This is a genomic window from Streptomyces sp. NPDC031474 (genome assembly GCF_055581185.1).
Genome location: NZ_JBVIJX010000001.1, coordinates 128,711 through 146,423, shown reverse-complemented (window position 1 = coordinate 146,423; position 17,713 = coordinate 128,711). Strand labels below are relative to the sequence as shown.

Genomic DNA, 17,713 nt, shown 5'->3' with positions numbered 1-17,713 from the left:
TCCGGCACCGCGTCCGGCACCGGGGTTTCGCCGGCCGGCCCGCCGGCCGTCATGGGGCGGAGGTCTCAACTCGCGTCCGCGGGCGGCCTCCGGGGCGCGTGCAGAGCGTGGAGGAGGGCCCGGCCGTCGCCGAAGAACGGCAGCAGGAACCCGATGTGCGCCAGGTACCACCAGGCCAACGGACGGTCGAGGCCGGACAGCCACAGAAAGGCGCCCACCGCGACGCAGGCAGCCGGTCCGGCCAGGGCCACGACGGTTGTCTGCCGTGCTGTCATGGTCCCTTCCGGGATCACCGACGTGCGCCACGCCGTCCGCTCGATCGCGATGTGCGTAACGGTGCGGATCCGTTTGAGGACGAGGGCGTGGGCCGACTCGTGCAGGGCGAAGGGTGCCACGAGGCCCAGCGCGGCTGGTTTGGCCAGCAGCAGCCACGCCATTTCGGCCGGAACGGGGTCGCCGGAGCGCGCCATCCAGGCCAGAGCCGCGGCCAGAAGGACGCCGGCGAACACCAGCAGGGGCCATACCTGGGCGGCGACCGTCCAGCCGACGGTGCGCAGTTTCAGGTCAGTTGCCGGGCATCTCGTTGAGGAGTTGTTCACGGCGCTGCTTCAACCCCCGGTAGATGATCTGGGCCATCGTCAGGATGACGGTGAGGAGAAGGAACAGGACGATGATGGGGAGCGGATTGTCGATGCCGGTGGTGATGCCCGTCGCCCCGTCGTTCTTCTTCACCGTCTCGAAGACCATCGACCCGAAGAACGCTTTCTTTTCGCCGAACTCGTCACTGCCCGTTGAGAACATGAGGGCGAGCAGGGTCGCCGCCACCGTGACCAGAGTGAGCAGCGCGGCCCCGATGGCGGCTTTCACGACCGACCGTGCCTTGAGCATTCCTTCTCCTCGACTCGCTTGCGTGAATTCCTTGTACCGCGTACCAGACGAACGCGACGGCCCCCCCGGCAAGGCAGGCCACCACGGCCCAGGGCGGGAGGCTGAGCATGCCCAGTCCGATCACTGAAAGGCCCAGCACGACGGTGACCACGGACAGCCCCAGGAACACGGAGAACGGGTTGTCCTTCTCCGCCGGGAACACGACGCTGATGCATGTGGTCATGACCGAGCCGCCCAGGCAGGAGGCCAGCGCCACTGAACTGGAGAGGAACCGGTCCGGATGGACCGCCGACGTGATCGCCAGAGCCGGCACGGCGAACACGGCGAGCAGGACCGTCTGCGCCCGGATGAGCCGTGCGTAGACCTGCCAGGCCGACGCGCGGGCGCCGGGCAGCATCCGCAACGGCTGGGTGGCGGTGAACTGGTACAGGCCGCCGAAGGACAGGGCGGCAAGGCCCCACATGGGGTTCGTCGACGGTTTGGCCAGCAGCAGGTAGACGAACACGGCGACCGCCATCGCGGCGGCGGCGACGGTCTGCGCGCTGCGCAGCAGACACCAGTCGTAAGGCCCCAGAACGCCTCGCAGCCGGACGCTTCCGGGGAGTTTCAGGTAGCGGGACTGGCGTACGTGCTGGTTGGGGGCGAGCGCGAAGGCCAGGACCACGAGCAGGGCCGACAGCGCGGCCACGGCGGCCAGGGTCGTCCAGGGCCCGAGCTCGTTCCACCCCCAGGACACCGACGTGACCCAGGTGTACTCGGTCCGCTTGTCCAGATACGCGCCGGAGACGTCCTGGATCATCGAGGTCATCTGCGCGGAGTAGAAGGCGAGTACCGAGAACAGGACCAGCACGTTGAGGAGGCCCGCCATCCGGCTGAGCCCCACCAGCATCCACATCCGGGTCAGCAACTGGTAGAGAACGGAGAGCACCAGGTAGGTCAGCGCGACCGGCAGGACGACCGATGCCGTGATGTATCCGGTCGCGGACGGGCCGAGCAGGATCAGCGCGCTGACGGAGAGGGAGACCAGGCCGGCGGCGGCCACGACGGCGGTCATCGCCGCTTCGTACATGAGGAACGCCGTCGCGCGTTCCCGGTTGGTGACCGGGAGCTGATAACTGAGCTGGAGCATCCCTTCGGCATTGATGAACAACACCTTCACCAGCAGAAACGCGATCTGCACCCACAGCACGAGGGACACCGTCGAGGTGTCGAACAGCAGCCGCCACACGGGTGCTTCGTCGGCCAGGGGGCGCAGGAAGAAGTAAGCGGCGGTGCACATGACGCCCAGCAGCAGCACGGCCGCCGCCAGGACGAACACTCTGACCGGGGTGGACTTCAGGACGCCGGCCCGCAGGACCCGGCGGCGGAAGAAGACGAGGAGCATCCGGGCCAGGACGGCGGACTGCTTGAGTCGTACCGCCGTCATCGCTGGGACGTTTCGAGGTAGTCGAACACCATGGCGGCCAGTGATCCGTGTTCCTCGACCAGATCCTTCGTCGGCTCGTCGTACACCACGTGGCCGAGGTCGAGGAAGAGGGTCCTGTCGGCCAGGCGTTCCAGCACGGCGAAGTCGTGCGTGCACAGCAGGATGGAGCCGCCCGCGTCACGGACCTGTCGGAACTCTTTCTCGGCCAGGTGCAGCGCTTCGAGGTCGATGCCGTTGAGGGTCTCGTCGATGACGGTCAGCGGCCGGCGCATGACGAGCGCGGACACCAGTTGCGTTTTCTTGCGCATGCCGTGCGAATAGTCCTCGATGAGATCGTCGTAGCGACCCTCCATGGAGAACCTCCGGAACAGGCCGATGGCCTCGTCGTGGTCCGCTTCGAGGTCGAACAGGCTGCCCATCATGGAGATGTACTCGCGGGCGGTGAGGAATTCCGGCAGATAGTCGTTGCTGGACAGATACATGCCCCGCTGCTTCGCCTCGGGCCGGGCGTGCTCATGGCCGCCGATCCGAATGGACCCGGACTGAAGCCGTACGAGGTCGAAGATGTTTCTGATCAGGGTGGACTTGCCGGAGCCGTTGGGGCCGACGAGACCGACGATCGTGCCTTCCTCGACCGTGAAGGACACATCCAGGAGGACGTTGACAATGCCGTCGTAGGAATAACTGACGTCGTTGACATTCAGCAGGGACATGATCGCGTTGATCCTTTACCGATTTCGTCGACCAGGTCGGTGCCCAGGAAGCCCGCTACCGCCGGGCGAGCTTCCTGGGCGCCGGGTGAACCGTGCGGTCAAGCGGCTACACGCATTCGGCGCTGACCTTCAGACCGAAGTTCTTGAAGGACCAGCTGCCGGTGAACCTCTTGTGCTGCTTCACCACACACCAGATGACCAGCCCGGCGAAGATGGTCGCGCCCAGGGCGAGGATGACGGCGGTGAAGATCAGGAACCAGGCGTCGTAGCGCACCAGACCCTTGTCGACCTTCGTCCTGAGCGAGGCGATGGCACGTGCGGGCGCGGTGGTCGCGGCCACGTACGCGCCGATCGACGCGTTCGTGTAGGCGCTGACGGCCTTTGCCTGAACCGATTCTTCGGCGGCTATGGGTTCCATTACCAGAGTTGACGCAGACACAGTTTATTCTCCCCTGTTGTTGGTGTTGACCCTGTGAATGTGTCATGTGCCCGGCAATCGAGGCTAGTGTCCTAAAGGGTACTGCCCGGCTATCCCCTGAATATCGCGATGACGGCTGCTTCCGTCCGCGATGTGATCTCCAACTTGGCGAAGATGCTGGTGACGTGCTTTTTCACGGTCCGTTCCGTGATGCAGAGACGGTCGGCGATTACCGTGTTCGGCTGGCAGGACCCCAGCGCGGCGAGCACTGCGAGCTCACGCTCCGTCAGAAGTGACAGATCCGCGTCCCACACCCATGGCGGAATGCTGAATCCTCCGCAGCAGGCACGCGTCTCTTCATGATCGTTTATTCTGTCCGATGGCAGTCTCAATTTTCGTTCCCCCGTACGACGGTTACCCGCCCGTTCGTTCGACTGCAGGACCGGGCGGTTTGGTCAGAACCGCCGACCGGTCGCAGCGGTCACTGTAGGGACGCCCGGAACGGCGGGGCAATAGGCGCGCGCCAATGCGCCTCCACAGGTTCAATCGGCGGAATCACGGACGGACCGCGTGTACGTGCGCCAATCGTATGTATTTCTGATGAAGTGGAATGGCTGAGAGCAGTGTTGCGTCTGCGGCCGGAGAGCCGGTAGGCGACGGGCTCCGGGGTGCTGCTCCCTTGTGTGCGCCCGAACTGATATCTAACATTTCAGTCCGTGGAAGCCGTGCCCCGCACTCTGCTCAGGGACCGCGCCTACGCGGCGATCCGGGACGCCATCGTCGCCGGGGACATCGCCCCCGGCGCGGTGGTGCGCGACGCCGATCTCGCCGAGCGGCTGGGGCTGTCCAGGGCCCCGGTGCGGGAGGCGTTCGCGCGGCTGGTCGACGAGGGGCTGCTGGAGAGCAAGCCGCAGAGCTACACGCGCGTCACCCCTGTCGTCGCCTCCGACGTACGCGACGCGGCGGCCGTCGTCGGCGCCATGCACGAGCTGGTCGCCCGGGTCGCGGTGCGCCGGCTGTTCGCGGCGGACGTCGAGGGGATGCGCGCGGCCAACGAGCGGTTCGCCGCCGCCGTGCGCACCGGGAACGTGGACGCCGCCCTGCGCGCCGACGACGAACTGCACGACATCCTCGTCCGCGCCGCCGCCAACCGCGCGGCCGCCGCCACGATCGCCCGCTACACCCCGCTCATCCGGCGACTGGAGCGACGGCGCTTCGGGGAGGGCGGCGCCTGCCGTTCGGCAGGGCTGCACGGACAGCTGATCGAGGCCTGCGCGGCCGGCGACGTGGACGAGGCGGTCCGCGTCACGGCCGAGATCTGGCGGACCCTGGCCGACCTGGCCGACACCGACTGAGCCAAGGAGTCCTCATGGCCCCGAAGTCCCTTTCCTCCTACGGCCGCTACCCGCTTCTCTTCGGCCCGTCGCCCGTCCACCCCCTGGAACGGCTCACCGCTCACCTCGGCGGGGCCGCCCTCTGGGCCAAGCGTGAGGACTGCAACTCCGGGATCGCGTACGGCGGGAACAAGACCCGCAAGCTGGAGTACCTGGTCGCCGACGCGCTCGCGCAGGGCTGCGACACCCTCGTGTCGATCGGCGGGGTGCAGTCCAACCACACCCGTCAGGTCGCCGCCTGCGCCGCCCGCGCCGGACTGAAGTGCGTGCTGGTGCAGGAGAGCTGGGTGGAGTGGCCCGACCCCGTGTACGACAAGGTCGGCAACATCCTGATCAGCCGCCTCGCCGGCGCCGATGTGCGACTCGTCCGGGCCGGGTTCGGGATCGGCTTCAAGGAGAGCTGGGAACAGGCGCTCCGGGAGGTCGAGGAGTCGGGCGGCAAGCCGTACGCCATCCCGGCCGGGGCGTCCGACCATCCGCTCGGCGGGCTCGGCTTCGCCCGCTGGGCGTACGAGGTCGCCGAGCAGGAGCGGGAGACGGGCGTCTTCTTCGACACCGTCGTCGTGTGTTCCGTGACCGGGTCGACCCAGGCCGGCATGGTCGCCGGGTTCGCCGCGCTGGAGCAGGCGGGCGGGCGCCCCCGGCGCGTTCTCGGGATCGACGCCTCGGCCGAGCCCGCCCGGACCCGCGAGCAGATCGCCCGCATCGCGCAGAGCGCAGGGCAACTGATAGGAGTCGAGCGGGAGTTGACGGTCGAGGACGTCGAACTCGACGAGCGTTACCACGCGGGCGTCTACGGCGTCCCGGACGAGACCACGCTGGAGGCGATGCGACTCGCCGCGCGCACGGAGGGCATGGTCACCGACCCCGTCTACGAGGGGAAGTCGATGGCCGGGCTCGTCGACGTGGTCGCACGCGGTGAGATCGCCGCCGACTCCACGGTGCTGTACGCGCACCTGGGCGGCCAGCCCGCACTCAACGCCTACAGCGCGCTGTTCTGACCGTCCGCGAGCGGAGTCCGCACAGAACAGCGCCGCACCGCGCCGCACCGCGCCGCACCGCGCCGCGCCGTGCCGTGCCGTGCGGGCGGGCACGGACACTCCCCGTCTGGTGTCCCCGCGGGATGTGGTGGAGCATGCGGGCAGTACGGCCGGTCCGGGGCGTGCTGCCCGCAAGGAGTAACTGGATGACGCAAGGAAGACCCATGCGCGCGGACGCTCGCCGCAACTACGAGCGCCTGCTGAAGGTGGCGGCGGAGGCCTTCGCCGAGCATGGGGAGGGCGCCTCCCTCGACGACATCGCCAAGCGGGCGGGCGTCGGATCGGGCACGCTGTACCGGCACTTCCCGACCCGGCAGGCGCTGCTGGAGGCGGCCTACCTCGACCGGATCGAGGCGCTCGCCGTGCGGGCCGACGAACTCGCCGGGGAACTCCCGCCGGGCGAGGCGCTGGTGGCGTGGCTCAACGAGCTGTGCGTCGGCACGATCCAGGTCCGCGGCATGAAGGCCCTGCTGGGCTCCACCGTCGCGGACGGCAGCGCGACCGCGGTCACCGCCTGCGGCACGCACATGAAGGACGCGGCGGCCCGGCTGGTGGAGGCGGCACAGCGGGAGGGGACGCTGCGGGCGGACATCGAGCCGATCGACGTACTGCGCCTCGCGCACGGGGTGGCGACGGCGTCGGAGCTGGCGAAGGGGGACAGCAGCGCCATCCGCCGCTATGTGTCGCTGCTGACGGAGGGTCTGCGACCCGCGCGGTGACGGCGGCGGGCGCCCCCGTGCAGGCGGGCGCCCTTGGCCGAGCGGGTACGGGCGAAAGACACGGGCGAGGGGATGCGGGCGCGCGGAGCGGAGCCGCCACGCGAACGCGGCCGGACAGGTCCTACAGTGCCTGGGCGCCCGGCTTCACCATGTTCCGTACCGTGCGGGCCTTGACGAAGTCGCCCATGGCCGTCATCTCCCACTCGCCGGAGAACTGCCGGATCAGCTTGGCCATCAGCACGCCCGTCTGCGGTTCGGCGCCGGTGAGGTCGAAACGGACGAGCTCCTCGCCGGTCGAGGCGTCCAGCAGCCGGCAGTACGCCTTGGCGACCTCCGTGAACTTCTGGCCGGAGAAGGAGTTCACCGTGAAGACCAGACCGGACACCTCCTGGGGGAGGCGCCCGAGGTCGACGACGATCACCTCGTCGTCTCCGCCGCCCTCGCCGGTGAGGTTGTCGCCGGAGTGCTTGATCGCGCCGTTCACGATGGAGAGCTTGCCGAAGTAGCAGCTGTCGATGTGGTTGCGCTGGGGGCCGTAGGCGATGACCGAGGCGTCCAGGTCGATGTCCTTGCCACGGAACGCGGGCTCCCAGCCCAGACCCATCTTGACCTGCGAGAGCAGCGGACGGCCGCCCTTCATGAGGGACACCGTCTGGTTCTTCTGCAGGCTGACGCGGCCCTTGTCGAGGTTGATCTTCCCGGTGCCCGGGGCCGCGGCGGGCGGGGCCGGGGGAGCGGCCGGCGGGGCGGGAGCGGTGAGCCGCGGGTCCATGGGCGGGGCCTGCGGCGCGACCGGGGCCTGCATCGGCGGCGGGGGAGGGGCGACCGGCTGGGCCGGGGCGGCGGCCGGCGCGGGCTCCTCCACCGTGACACCGAAGTCGGTGGCGATGCCGGCCAGACCGTTGGCGTACCCCTGACCGACCGCGCGGGCCTTCCAGGCGCCGCCTCGCAGATAGATCTCCACGACGACCAGCGCCGTCTCGCTGCCGAGCTGCGGGGGCGTGAAGGTGGCCAGCACATGGTCGTCGTCCGCGCTGCGGATCGTCGCCGTCGGCTCGACGCCCTGGAACGTCTGGCCCGCGGCGTCCGGGCTCGCGGTGACGACGATCTTCTCGATGCCGGGCGGGAGCGCGGCCGTGTCGACGATGATCGCGTCGGGCGCCGTGCCCCCGCCGGAGCGGTACGTCACGCCCGGGCCGTGGGGCTGGTTGTAGAAGATGAAGTCGTCGTCCGAGCGCACCTTGCCGTCTGCGGTGAGCAGCAGGCCCGAAACGTCGAGTCGCACCGGGGCGGCGACGTCCACCGTCACGCGGGCGACGGAGAGAGGGATGTTCGAGCCGGGGGTCATAGCTGTCATGCCCCGTGAACGACTGAGACCACTTTGCCGTTCCCTTACCCGCGCCCGAAGCCGCTGCCCGGGTGAGGGAACCGGAGAACGCCCGGTCAGGGCACCACCACGATCTTGCGCCCGACCCCCGCCGCGAACTGCTCCAGCGCCTGCGGGTAGCGCTCCAGCGGGATCCGGTCGCTGATGAAGACCTCCGGGTCCAGCACCCCGTTCGCGAACAGCTCGGCCGCCCGCTCGAAGCTGTGCAGGACCGCCATGGACCCCGTGACGGTGATCTCCTGGTTGTAGATCCGGTACGGGTCGATCGTGACCCTGGTCGCGTAGTCGGCGACGCCGAACTGCAGGAACGTCCCCGCCTTCGCCACCCGGTCCAGGCCGTCCTGGATCGCCGCCGCGTTGCCCGTCGCGTCCACGACCAGGTCCCACCCCTGCGGACGCTCCAGCTCGTCCGGGCTCGCCGCCGCCCCGGAGACGCCGAGCCGCCGGGCCGTCTCCAGGCGCGCCGGGTTCACGTCCACCACGTCCACGCTGGCCGCGCCCGTGCGCTTGGCCAGCTCCAGCATCATCAGCCCCATCGTCCCCGAGCCGTAGATCAGCACATGCGCGCCCAGCCGCGCGCGGAGCACGTCGTAGCCGCGCACCGCGCACGACAGCGGCTCCACCAGCGCCGCGTCCTGGGTGCGCACGTGCTCGGGCAGCCGTACGCAGTTCGCCACCGGCGCCACCGCGTACTGCGCGGCGCCGCCGGCCGTGGTGACGCCGATCGCGGCCCACCGTTCACAGAGGTTGTTGTGGCCGGTGCGGCAGTAGCGGCACTCGTGGCAGTACAGCGACGGGTCGACCGCCACCCGGTCGCCGACGGCGACCTCCGTGACCTGGGCGCCCACCCCGACCACCGTGCCCGCGAACTCGTGCCCCGGCACGATCGGCAGCTTGGGCGCGAACTCGCCCCCCAGGATGTGCAGATCGGTGCCGCACAGCCCGCAGGCGGCGACCTCGACGACCACCTCGCGCGGCCCGGGCGTCGGGTCGGGGACCTCGGTGACGACGGCGCGGCCCACGGACTCGATGACGGCGGCCTTCATTTCACGGCTCCCAAGGACAGGCCCTGGACCAGTTTGTCCTGGGCGGCGAACCCCGCGGCGAGCACCGGCAGGGAGATGACGAGCGACGCGGCGCACACCTTCGCCAGGAACAGCCCCTGGCTGGTGATGAATCCGGTGAGGAAGACGGGGGCGGTCTCCGCGACCACACCCGTCAGCACCCGCGCGAACAGCAGCTCGTTCCAGCTGAAGATGAAGCAGATCAGGGCCGTCGCCGCGATGCCCGGCAGCGCGATCGGGGCGACCACGCGCGCGAGGATCGTCGGCAGCCGGGCCCCGTCCACCCGTGCGGCCTCGATGATCGCCACCGGGACCTCGGACAGGAACGACTGCATCATCCACACCGCGATCGGCAGGTTCATGGAGGTGTACAGCACGACCAGCAGCCAGATGTTGTCCAGCAGACCCGCGTTCTTCGCGAACAGGTAGATCGGCAGCAGGCCCGCCACCACCGGCAGCATCTTCGTCGACAGGAAGAAGAACAGGACGTCCGTCCACTTCTTCACCGGACGGATCGACAGCGCGTAGGCCGCCGGGAGGGCGAGGAGCAGGACGAGGACGGTCGACCCGAGGGACGCCACCGTCGAGTTGGCCAGCGCCGGCCAGGGGCTCGCGCCGCCGCCCGTGCCGAAGAACTCGCGGTAGCCGTCGAGGGTGAGCGAGGCGGCGAAGGACGGCGGGTTGGTCGCCGCGTCCTGTTCGGAGTGCAAGGACGTCAGGGCCATCCAGGCGACGGGCAGGAAGAACACGATCCCGGCTGCCCAGGCCAACAGCCCGAGGCCGCCTCGGCGTACGACGTTCATGAGCGGGACGCCTCCTCGCGGAACAGGGACGAGACGACCCTCAGGGCGAAGGTCGCGATGACGATCGAGCCGATGACCACCAGGACGCCCGCGGCCGAGGCGAGGCCGTTCTCGTGGGCCTGGTAGAAGCTCTGGTAGACGGTGTAGGGCAGGTTGGCGGTGCCCAGGCCGCCGGAGGTGAGGGTGAAGACGGCGTCGAAGTTCTGCACGATGTAGATCGAGCCGAGCAGGGCGCCCAGCTCCAGATACCGGCGCAGGTGGGGCAGGGTGAGGTGGCGGAAGATCTGCCAGTCGCTCGCGCCGTCCACCCGCGCCGCCTCGATCTGCTGCTGGTCCCGGCTCTGCAGTCCGGCCAGCAGGATCAGCATCATGAACGGCGTCCACTGCCAGACGAGGGAGGCCTCGACGGCGAGCAGCGGCGTGTCGGAGATCCAGTCGGGCTGTGGACCTCCCACGTAGTGCAACAACCCGTTGAACAGGCCGTATTCGGGGTTGTAGAGGACGTGCTTCCACAGCAGGGCCGCGGCCACCGGGACCACCAGGAAGGGCGCGATCAGCAGCGTGCGGACCACGCCCCGGCCGCGGAACCGGCGGTCCAGGAGCAGCGCCAGCGCCAGCCCGAGCACCAGGCTGACCAGCACCACGGCCGCCGTCAGCAGCACGGTCGTCCACACCGAGTGGCGCAGGTCGGCGTCGGTGAGGACCTGGTGGTAGTTGTCGAGGCCGGTGAAGCGGCGGGCCTTGGGGTAGAGGGCGTTCCAGTCGAAGAAGGAGATCACCAGCGTCGCCACGAAGGGGAGCTGGGTGACCACGATCATGAAGACCAGGGCGGGCAGCAGCGGAGCCCGGGTCGCCCAGGCGCGCAGCCGGTCGGAGGACTGCCGCAGAGGGCGTACGGGTGCGGTGGTCGGCGGGGCCGTCGTCGTCGCGGTCATCGTCCCTCGTACTCCTCGGAGATCCGCTCGGCGATCTTCTCGGACTTCCTCAGGGCCGACTCGACGGACTGGCGTCCGGCGATGGCCGCGCTGATCTCCTGGGAGACCCTGGTGCCGAGGTCGGTGAACTCGGGGATGCCGACGAACTGGATGCCGGGCGCGGGCCGCGGCTGCACCCCGGGGTCGTTGGGTTTCGCCCCCTCGATGGCCTGCTTCGTCATCTCCTGGAAGGCGGCGGCCACCTGCACGTAGTCGGCGTTCGCGTACGTCGACGCCCGCTTGCCGGCCGGCACGTTCGACCAGCCGAGCTGCTCGCCGATCAGTTGCCTGCTTGTGGGCAACAGGCCCCAGAAGGCCTATCTGGCATATATGCTGGGCGAGTCGCGGCGGGGTACGCCGGAGGGGTGACATCACAGCAGTGGTCGAGCGCCCGTGAACCTCAGCCTGAGAGGGTTGGAATCCTTCGGCTCCGGCCGGGGAGGATGCCAAATGGCGACCTTGCCCTGACGAGGTCATGCAGTTGAGGAACCCGGCGGGGCCAGAACGGGCACGCCGGGCTCAACGTGCGTCGTGCACCAAACCGGTGCAGAGTTTCGTCGCCTTCTCGAAACTCCGGTGAATTCCAGCTGTGCCTTCCAGTTCTTGTCGAACCAGGTGCCGCCGAAGGTGTTCACGACGGTCGTCAGGGGCGCCATCACCTCGCCCCAGCCGGGCAGTCCGCGCAGACAGATGCCCTTCATGCCGGGCTCGGCACCGTCCGCCTTCGCCGCGAGGTCGGCGACCTGCTGCCAGGTGGGGTGCGCGGGCATCGTCAGGCCCTTCGCCGCGAACACGTCCTTGCGGTACATCAGGAAGGACGACTCGCCGTAGAAGGGCTGGCCGTAGAGCTTGCCGTCGTCCGCGGTGAGGGATTCGGCGATCGGTTTCAGGATGTCGCGCTCGTCGTAGCCGGGGTCCTTCGCGATGTGGGCGTCCATCGCCTGCAGCCAGCCGTTGCGGGCGTAGATCGGTATCTCGTAGTTCGACAAGGTCGCCACGTCGTACTGGCCCGCCTGGTTGGCGAAGTCCTGGCTGATCTTGTCGCGGACGTCGTTCTCCGGCAGGACGGTGAAGCTGACCTTGATGCCGGTCTCCTTGGTGAAGTGGCCGGCGGTGAGCTTCTGCAACTCCGTCATCTGCGGGTTGTTGACCATGAGGACGTTGATGGAGTCGCCGCCGGAACCCGCCCCGCCTGCCCCGGACCAGCAGCCGGAGAGCAGCGGGGCGAGCAGCGTCCCTGCGGCGACCGCGGCGAGTGTGGCTCGCGGCCTCCGTCGGCTCTGGGTTCGCATGGATCGCTCCTGGACGTAAGGGGAGATCTAGGGCGCCGAGCGGCATGGGGGTGCCCTAGGGGGTGAGTTGGATTTACAAACCGGGTCGGTTCATACGGGGGGTGGGTTGGTTTTTCAAACCCGGATGACCTGGGGCCCCAGCAAGGAGTAGCGGTGGGCCTCGGCCGTCGGGAGCAGGGTGCTCGTCACGATCGTCTCCAGCACGCTCACCTCGGCGAACCGGCAGAAGCTGACCGCGCCGAACTTGGTGTGGACGCCCGCGAAGACCACGCGCCGAGCCGCCCGCACGGCCTGCGCCTTGACCTCGCCCACGGCCGGGTCCGGGGTGGTCAGACCGTGCTCGCGGGAGATGCCGTTGGCGCCGAGATAGGCGAGGTCGACGACGAAGCCGGCCAGCATCTTCGTCGTCCAGTGGTCGACCGTGGCCAGCGTGCCGGAGCGGACCCGGCCGCCGAGCAGCAGCACGGACGTGTTCTCCCTCCCGGCGAGCGCGCCCGCGACCGGCAGGGACGCGGTGACCACGGTCAGCGGCCGGTCCCTGGGCAGCGCCTCGGCGATGAGCTGCGGGGTGAAGCCCTCGTCGACGAAGACGGTCTCCGCGTCCCCGGCCAGGGCGGCCGCCGCGGCGGCGATCCGGCGCTTCTCGGGTACGTGGCTGGTGGCGCGGAAGGCCAGCGTGGTCTCGAAGCCGGCGCTCTCCACGGGATAGGCGCCGCCGTGCGTACGGCGCACCAGCCCGTGGTCCTCCAGGGCGCGCAGATCCCGCCGTACGGTCTCCCTGGCCACGCCCAGCTCGGCGGCGAGCGCGGCGACGTCGACCGAGCCGGTGGCCCGCGCGGTGCGCACGATCTCGCGCTGGCGCTCCTCCGCCGTTCTCGGGGTCATGCCGTCACCTCGCTCTCCCGCCGTCCTGCCCGTTCGGGCCCGGTGCGGCCCATGGGGGAAGTTCTACAGCGGGTGCGCGGCACTGACCAGGCCTGTTGCAGGCCCGTTGCTGCCCGGGTCGGCCCGTTTCCCGTCCCGGCCGCCCGCCTCGGACCTGCGGCGGAGCCGGGGGACGGGTGGGTTCGGGCAGCGCGCGTGCCCGGATACGGCGGCGGGCGGGCCCGTTCGGTGCCCGCCCGCCGCCCGCGAGGTGTGCTTCTCGGCCGGTACGGCCGGTACGGCCGGTAAGGCCAGTAAGGCCGATACGGCGATGAGTCAGTACGGCCAGATCGGCGGGTCGCTGACGAAGTGGCCGCCCAGGTGGGCGTGGGCGATGTTCTCCGGGTCCAGCTCGCCCTGCTCGGCGATCAGCTTCTCGGCGTACGGCTCGGAGTCGTCCTGCGGCTCGTAGCCGAGCGCCCGCGCGGAGCTCAGGTCCCACCACAGCCGGGTGTTCGCGGAGGAGCCGTACACGATCGTGTGGCCGACGTCCTCGGCGGTCAGGGCCGCGTGGAAGAGGCGGGCGCCGTCGGCGGGGCTCATCCACACCGACAGCATCCGCACGCCGGTCGGCTCGGCGAAGCAGGAGCCGATGCGCACCGACACGCTCTCCAGGCCGTGCTTGTCCCAGTAGAGCTGGGCGAGGTCCTCGCCGAAGGACTTGGACAGGCCGTAGAAGGTGTCCGGGCGGTGCGGGGTGTCGACCGGGATCAGAGGGTCGTCGCCCTGGGGGCGGGGGGTGAAGCCGACCGCGTGGTTGGAGGAGGCGAAGACGATCCGGCCGACGCCCTCTTCGCGGGCCGCCTCGTACAGGTGGTAGGTGCCCTCGATGTTCGCCTTGAGGATCTTCTCGAACGGGGCTTCCAGGGAGATGCCGGCGAGGTGGAGGATCGCGTCGACGCCCCGCACGGCCTCCCGGACCGCCTCCCGGTCGGCCAGGTCCGCGACGATCGCGTCCGGCTCGCCGTCGATCGGGCGCAGGTCGAACAGGCGCAGCTCGTAGCCGTAGGCCGGCAGCAGGTCCCGCATCAGGGTGCCGAGGCCGCCTGCGGCGCCGGTGAGCAGGACGGTGCGCGGAGCGGGCATCCTCGGGTCTCCTTGGATCGGTCGCGGGACTGTTCGCAATGACGGACGCATGCGTGGCCATAGTTCACATTCATGGACACGCTAAGGAGCCGCGGCGGCACCCGTCAAGTGTCCTGCATGGCCGGCAAAACTGCTGGTGTCATGGGGGTTGGTCGGCTTGACCGGGCTCGATAGGGCACCTTAGCGTGAGCTCGTTCAGGAATATGGACGCTGCTCAAGAATATGGACTCGGGAGAGCCTGTGACGTCAGCCCCGCTCGCCGCCCGCCTCCGCGTCCCCAGCGGACCGCTGTTCTTCCCCGTCACCGCCTACGGCCCCGACGGCGCCCTCGACCTCGACGTCTACCGCGCCCACGTCCGCCGCGGAGTGGACGCCGGCGCCGCGGCCGTCTTCGCCTGCTGCGGCACCGGCGAGTTCCACGCGCTCACCCCGGAGGAGTTCGAGCGGTGCGTACGGGCGGCCGTCGAGGAGACCGACGGGCGGGTGCCGGTGATCGCCGGCGTCGGCTACGGGACCGCGCTCGCCGTGCGCTACGCCGGGCTGGCGGAGACGGCCGGAGCGGACGGCCTGCTCGCCCTGCCGCCCTACCTCGTCGTCGCCGCCCAGGAGGGCCTGCTGCGCCACTACCGGGAGGTGACGGCGGCGACCCGGCTCCCCGTGATCGTCTACCAGCGCGACAACGCCGTCTTCACCCCGAAGACCGTCGTCGCACTGGCCCGCACCGAGGGGATCATCGGCCTCAAGGACGGCCTCGGCGACCTCGACCTGATGCAGCGGATCATCAGCGCCGTCCGCACCGAGGTCCCCGGCGACTTCCTCTACTTCAACGGCCTGCCGACCGCCGAACAGACCCAGCTCGCCTACCGGGCCCTCGGCGTCACCCTCTACTCCTCGGCCGTGTTCTGCTTCGCCCCCGAGATCGCCCTCGCCTTCCACCGGGCCCTCACCACCGGCGACGACACCACCGCCCACCGCCTCCTCGACGGCTTCTACCGGCCGTTCGTCGAACTGCGCGCCCAGGGCCGCGGTTACGCCGTCTCCCTCGTCAAGGCCGGCGTCCGGCTGGGCGGCCTCGACGTCGGGGAAGTCCGCCCGCCGCTGCACGAACCGAGCGAGGATCATGTCAAGCGACTCGCCGAGGTGATCGAACGCGGCCACGCGCTGCTGGAGGAGGACAAGTAATGAAGGCGTCGACGTTCGTCTACCCCTGGGACGTCATCGGCGATCCCGCGGCCCCGGCCCGTATCGCCGCGCTCGGCGTGGAGCAGGTGACCCTCGCCGCCGCCTACCACTCCACCCGCGCCCTCACCCCCCGCCACCCGCGCCACCGCATCGTCACCGCCGAGCACGCCGCCGTGCTGTACCCGCCGGACGCCCGCTGGGAGGGCCGCGCCCTGCGCCCGTACCCGGCCGGCGACTGGGCTCCGGGCGACGCCTACGGGGAGGCCGCCGAGGCGCTCGCGGGGGCCGGGCTCGACGTGCACACCTGGGTGGTCCTGGCGCACAACTCCCGCCTGGGCGCCGACCATCCGGACACCTCCGTCGTCAACGCCTACGGCGACCGCTACCCGTGGGCCCCCTGCATCGCACAGCCCGCCACGCGCGCGTACCTCGTCGACCTCGCCGCCGAGGCCGCCGTACGCCCCGGCGCGGGCGGCACCGAACTGGAGTCCCTCGGCTGGTACGGGCTGCAGCATCTGCACGCCCACGACAAGACCGGCGGCGTCGGCCTCGGGGACGCCGGCCAGTACCTGATGGCGCTCTGCTTCTGCCCCGCCTGCCGGGCCGGCTACGGCGCCCAGGGCCTGGACGCCGACGCGCTCGCCGCCGCCGTACGAGAGGCGCTGGAGCCGCTCTGGCGGGGGGCGCCCGACGACGGGGGCTGGGCGGGGGTGGAGAAGCTGCTCGGGCAGGAGACGGCGGCGGCCACGCGCGCGTGGCGCGACGACACCGCCCGCACGCTCCAGGAGACCGCGGTCGGGGCGGTGCGCGCCGCCGCGCCCGACGGCTTCCAGGTCCTGCTGCACGCCGACCCCGTCACGTACCACGTGGGCGCCAACGCGGGCGTCGACCCCGCGCACATCCTGTCCGTCGCGGACGGCGTCGTCGTGCCCTGCGCCGGCGGGCCCGCCCTGCTGACGCCCTTCGTCGAACAGGGCCGCGCGGACGCGGTCGTCGCCGCCAACCTCGGCGTCGTCTCCGGCATGGGCGGCAGCCCGGGCACCCTCTCCGCCGACGCCGCCCAGGCCCGGGACCTCGGCGCGACGGAACTGCGGCTGTATCACGCAGGGTTGGCGTCGGACGGCGACCTGGAAGCGGTGCGCTCGGCGCTCGCCGGGCGCTGAAGGAGCGGGGCGGCGGTCGCCGTCAGGCATACGCCCAGGGCGAGCAACAGGGGGCGGTGGTCGACGAGTTCGACCAGTGCCGCCCCCGCCGCGAGCCCGACGGCGTTCGGCGCGTACATCAGCGTCCCGGCCGTGGCGGTGACCCGGCCGAGCAGCGCGTCCGGCGTCTCCCGCTGTACGGCGGTCAGCGCGGCGATCAGCACACAGGGCAGCCCCGCCCCGACGGCCGCGCCGCACACCAGGGCCAGCGGGTCCGAGGGGACGGCCCGCGCGGCGACCGCCACCGCCGTCAGACCGATGCCGTACGCGGCGAACCGGCGTTCCCCCAGCCACCGCAGGGCGGGCCCCGACAGCAGCCCCACCGCGACCGAACCGGCGCCCTGGACGGCGTACAGCGCGCCCGCGTACGAGGGGGAGCGGCCGAGGCCCTCGACGACGGCGTAGACCAGCGCGCCGTTGACACCCGCGAACAGCATCGTCGTACCGCCGGCCAGGACCAGCGGGCGCAGCGCCGGGTGCCCCCACAGGAAGCGCGCGCCCTCGGCGGTCCGCGCCCGCAGGCCGCCCGGGGCCCGCCGCGGCCGTTCCTCACACACGCGCACGCACGCGTACAGCCCGGCCGCGGCGACGAAACTCGCGGCGTCCAGCAGCGCCACGCTCGGGCCGCCGTACGCCGCGTACAAGCCCGCGCCCGCCAGGGGAGCGACCAGCTTCATGCCCTCCACGGCCGTCGTGCGCAGCCCGTTGAAGTCGCCGAGCAGCTCCGGGGCGACGGCGGCGGCGACGAGCCCGGACTCGGCCGCGTCGGCCACCACCGAGGCGGCGCCGTACAGCACCAGCACCGTGAACAGCAGCCACAGCCGGCCGGGGGAGTCGACGGCGAGGACGGTGAGGAGCAGGGCGGCCGGGCCCAGGTTGAGCGCGACGAGCAAGGGTCGGCGACGGGTGCGGTCGGCGAGCGTGCCCAGCAGCGGACCGGCCAGGGTGGGAGCCCACAGCGCGAGCACACAGAGCGCCGCAAGCCCGTTCGAGCCGGTGAGGTCCTTGACCCACACACCGGACGCCAGCCACAACGCCGACGTACCGAAGCCGGAGACCACCAGCGCCGCCAGACAGATCGCCGCGTCGCGGTCCCGCAGGACGCGCACCACGGACCAGTTCTTTGTCATGCCTGGTCATCGTGGGTCTAAGGCGGCCCTCCCCGCATCGGGCAGGTGCCCTACGCGCGGCGGACGGCCCT

At 70.7% G+C, this 17,713-nt stretch carries 18 protein-coding genes and 1 pseudogene; 5 read left to right on the top strand and 14 right to left on the bottom strand.

The window, feature by feature from the left end; genetic code table 11:
• Positions 1–65 precede the first annotated feature (65 nt).
• The 6 genes from ACZ5SK_RS00705 to ACZ5SK_RS00680 form a co-directional block, all read right to left on the bottom strand.
• The gene (locus tag ACZ5SK_RS00705; RefSeq protein WP_334583668.1) at positions 66–599 is read right to left on the bottom strand and encodes a zinc metalloprotease; all 534 of its coding nucleotides are present in this window, start codon (positions 597–599) and stop codon (positions 66–68) included.
• Positions 565–801, bottom strand: a complete 237-nt coding sequence (locus tag ACZ5SK_RS00700) for a hypothetical protein (protein ID WP_468575020.1) — start codon at positions 799–801, stop codon at positions 565–567. Before ACZ5SK_RS00700 ends, ACZ5SK_RS00705 begins: the two co-directional genes overlap by 35 nt.
• On the bottom strand, positions 782–2,314 hold the full coding sequence (locus tag ACZ5SK_RS00695) for a hypothetical protein (protein WP_334583666.1): 1,533 nt from the start codon (positions 2,312–2,314) through the stop codon (positions 782–784). The genes ACZ5SK_RS00700 and ACZ5SK_RS00695 overlap by 20 nt, the downstream gene beginning before the upstream one ends.
• Positions 2,311–3,027: an ABC transporter ATP-binding protein gene (locus ACZ5SK_RS00690; protein ID WP_334583665.1), complete on the bottom strand. Its 717-nt coding sequence runs from the start codon at positions 3,025–3,027 to the stop codon at positions 2,311–2,313. The genes ACZ5SK_RS00695 and ACZ5SK_RS00690 overlap by 4 nt, the downstream gene beginning before the upstream one ends.
• Before the next feature lie 106 nt (positions 3,028–3,133).
• Positions 3,134–3,445, bottom strand: coding sequence for a hypothetical protein (locus ACZ5SK_RS00685; protein ID WP_334583664.1), 312 nt, complete (start codon positions 3,443–3,445; stop codon positions 3,134–3,136).
• A 110-nt stretch (positions 3,446–3,555) separates the two neighbouring features.
• On the bottom strand, positions 3,556–3,759 hold the full coding sequence (locus ACZ5SK_RS00680) for a response regulator transcription factor (RefSeq protein WP_334583852.1): 204 nt from the start codon (positions 3,757–3,759) through the stop codon (positions 3,556–3,558).
• Positions 3,760–4,170: 411 nt separating this feature from the next.
• Here ACZ5SK_RS00680 and ACZ5SK_RS00675 point away from each other — a divergent pair, with 411 nt between their 5' ends.
• The 3 genes from ACZ5SK_RS00675 to ACZ5SK_RS00665 all read left to right on the top strand — a co-directional run bounded on the left by ACZ5SK_RS00675 (position 4,171) and on the right by ACZ5SK_RS00665 (position 6,598).
• A complete protein-coding gene (locus tag ACZ5SK_RS00675; protein WP_334583851.1) occupies positions 4,171–4,800 on the top strand; it encodes a GntR family transcriptional regulator in 630 nt (209 codons plus the stop codon).
• A gap of 14 nt (positions 4,801–4,814) precedes the next feature.
• Complete coding sequence (locus ACZ5SK_RS00670) at positions 4,815–5,840, top strand: 1-aminocyclopropane-1-carboxylate deaminase (protein WP_334583663.1); 1,026 nt, start codon at positions 4,815–4,817, stop codon at positions 5,838–5,840.
• Positions 5,841–6,025: 185 nt separating this feature from the next.
• The gene (locus ACZ5SK_RS00665; RefSeq protein WP_334583662.1) at positions 6,026–6,598 is read left to right on the top strand and encodes a TetR/AcrR family transcriptional regulator; all 573 of its coding nucleotides are present in this window, start codon (positions 6,026–6,028) and stop codon (positions 6,596–6,598) included.
• Between the two features lie 121 nt (positions 6,599–6,719).
• Here ACZ5SK_RS00665 and ACZ5SK_RS00660 read toward each other — a convergent pair whose 3' ends face one another.
• The 7 genes and pseudogenes from ACZ5SK_RS00660 to ACZ5SK_RS00630 form a co-directional block, all read right to left on the bottom strand.
• On the bottom strand, positions 6,720–7,946 hold the full coding sequence (locus ACZ5SK_RS00660) for a TerD family protein (RefSeq protein ID WP_361700483.1): 1,227 nt from the start codon (positions 7,944–7,946) through the stop codon (positions 6,720–6,722).
• A gap of 95 nt (positions 7,947–8,041) precedes the next feature.
• Positions 8,042–9,031: a zinc-dependent alcohol dehydrogenase family protein gene (locus ACZ5SK_RS00655; protein ID WP_334583661.1), complete on the bottom strand. Its 990-nt coding sequence runs from the start codon at positions 9,029–9,031 to the stop codon at positions 8,042–8,044.
• On the bottom strand, positions 9,028–9,852 hold the full coding sequence (locus tag ACZ5SK_RS00650; RefSeq protein WP_334583660.1) for a carbohydrate ABC transporter permease: 825 nt from the start codon (positions 9,850–9,852) through the stop codon (positions 9,028–9,030). The genes ACZ5SK_RS00655 and ACZ5SK_RS00650 overlap by 4 nt, the downstream gene beginning before the upstream one ends.
• Complete coding sequence (locus ACZ5SK_RS00645; RefSeq protein ID WP_468575016.1) at positions 9,849–10,787, bottom strand: carbohydrate ABC transporter permease; 939 nt, start codon at positions 10,785–10,787, stop codon at positions 9,849–9,851. The genes ACZ5SK_RS00650 and ACZ5SK_RS00645 overlap by 4 nt, the downstream gene beginning before the upstream one ends.
• Positions 10,784–12,118: pseudogene (locus ACZ5SK_RS00640) on the bottom strand (ABC transporter substrate-binding protein). The gene ACZ5SK_RS00645 and the pseudogene ACZ5SK_RS00640 overlap by 4 nt, the downstream one beginning before the upstream one ends.
• 114 nt (positions 12,119–12,232) lie before the next feature.
• A complete protein-coding gene (locus tag ACZ5SK_RS00635; protein WP_361700308.1) occupies positions 12,233–13,003 on the bottom strand; it encodes a DeoR/GlpR family DNA-binding transcription regulator in 771 nt (256 codons plus the stop codon).
• A 315-nt stretch (positions 13,004–13,318) separates the two neighbouring features.
• Positions 13,319–14,128 (bottom strand): NAD-dependent epimerase/dehydratase family protein, encoded by an 810-nt coding sequence (locus tag ACZ5SK_RS00630; protein WP_079663106.1) that lies wholly within the window; start codon positions 14,126–14,128, stop codon positions 13,319–13,321.
• Between the two features lie 222 nt (positions 14,129–14,350).
• On the opposite strand from ACZ5SK_RS00630, the gene ACZ5SK_RS00625 reads away from it, so the two are divergent.
• The gene (locus tag ACZ5SK_RS00625) at positions 14,351–15,310 is read left to right on the top strand and encodes a 5-dehydro-4-deoxyglucarate dehydratase (protein ID WP_361700311.1); all 960 of its coding nucleotides are present in this window, start codon (positions 14,351–14,353) and stop codon (positions 15,308–15,310) included.
• Entirely contained in the window at positions 15,310–16,473 is a 1,164-nt protein-coding gene (locus ACZ5SK_RS00620; RefSeq protein WP_334583655.1) for a hypothetical protein, read from the top strand. The genes ACZ5SK_RS00625 and ACZ5SK_RS00620 overlap by 1 nt, the downstream gene beginning before the upstream one ends.
• Here the strand turns inward: ACZ5SK_RS00620 and ACZ5SK_RS00615 are convergent.
• Positions 16,410–17,642: an MFS transporter gene (locus ACZ5SK_RS00615; protein WP_334583654.1), complete on the bottom strand. Its 1,233-nt coding sequence runs from the start codon at positions 17,640–17,642 to the stop codon at positions 16,410–16,412. The two genes, ACZ5SK_RS00620 and ACZ5SK_RS00615, sit on opposite strands and share 64 nt — an antisense overlap.
• Positions 17,643–17,713 lie beyond the last annotated feature (71 nt).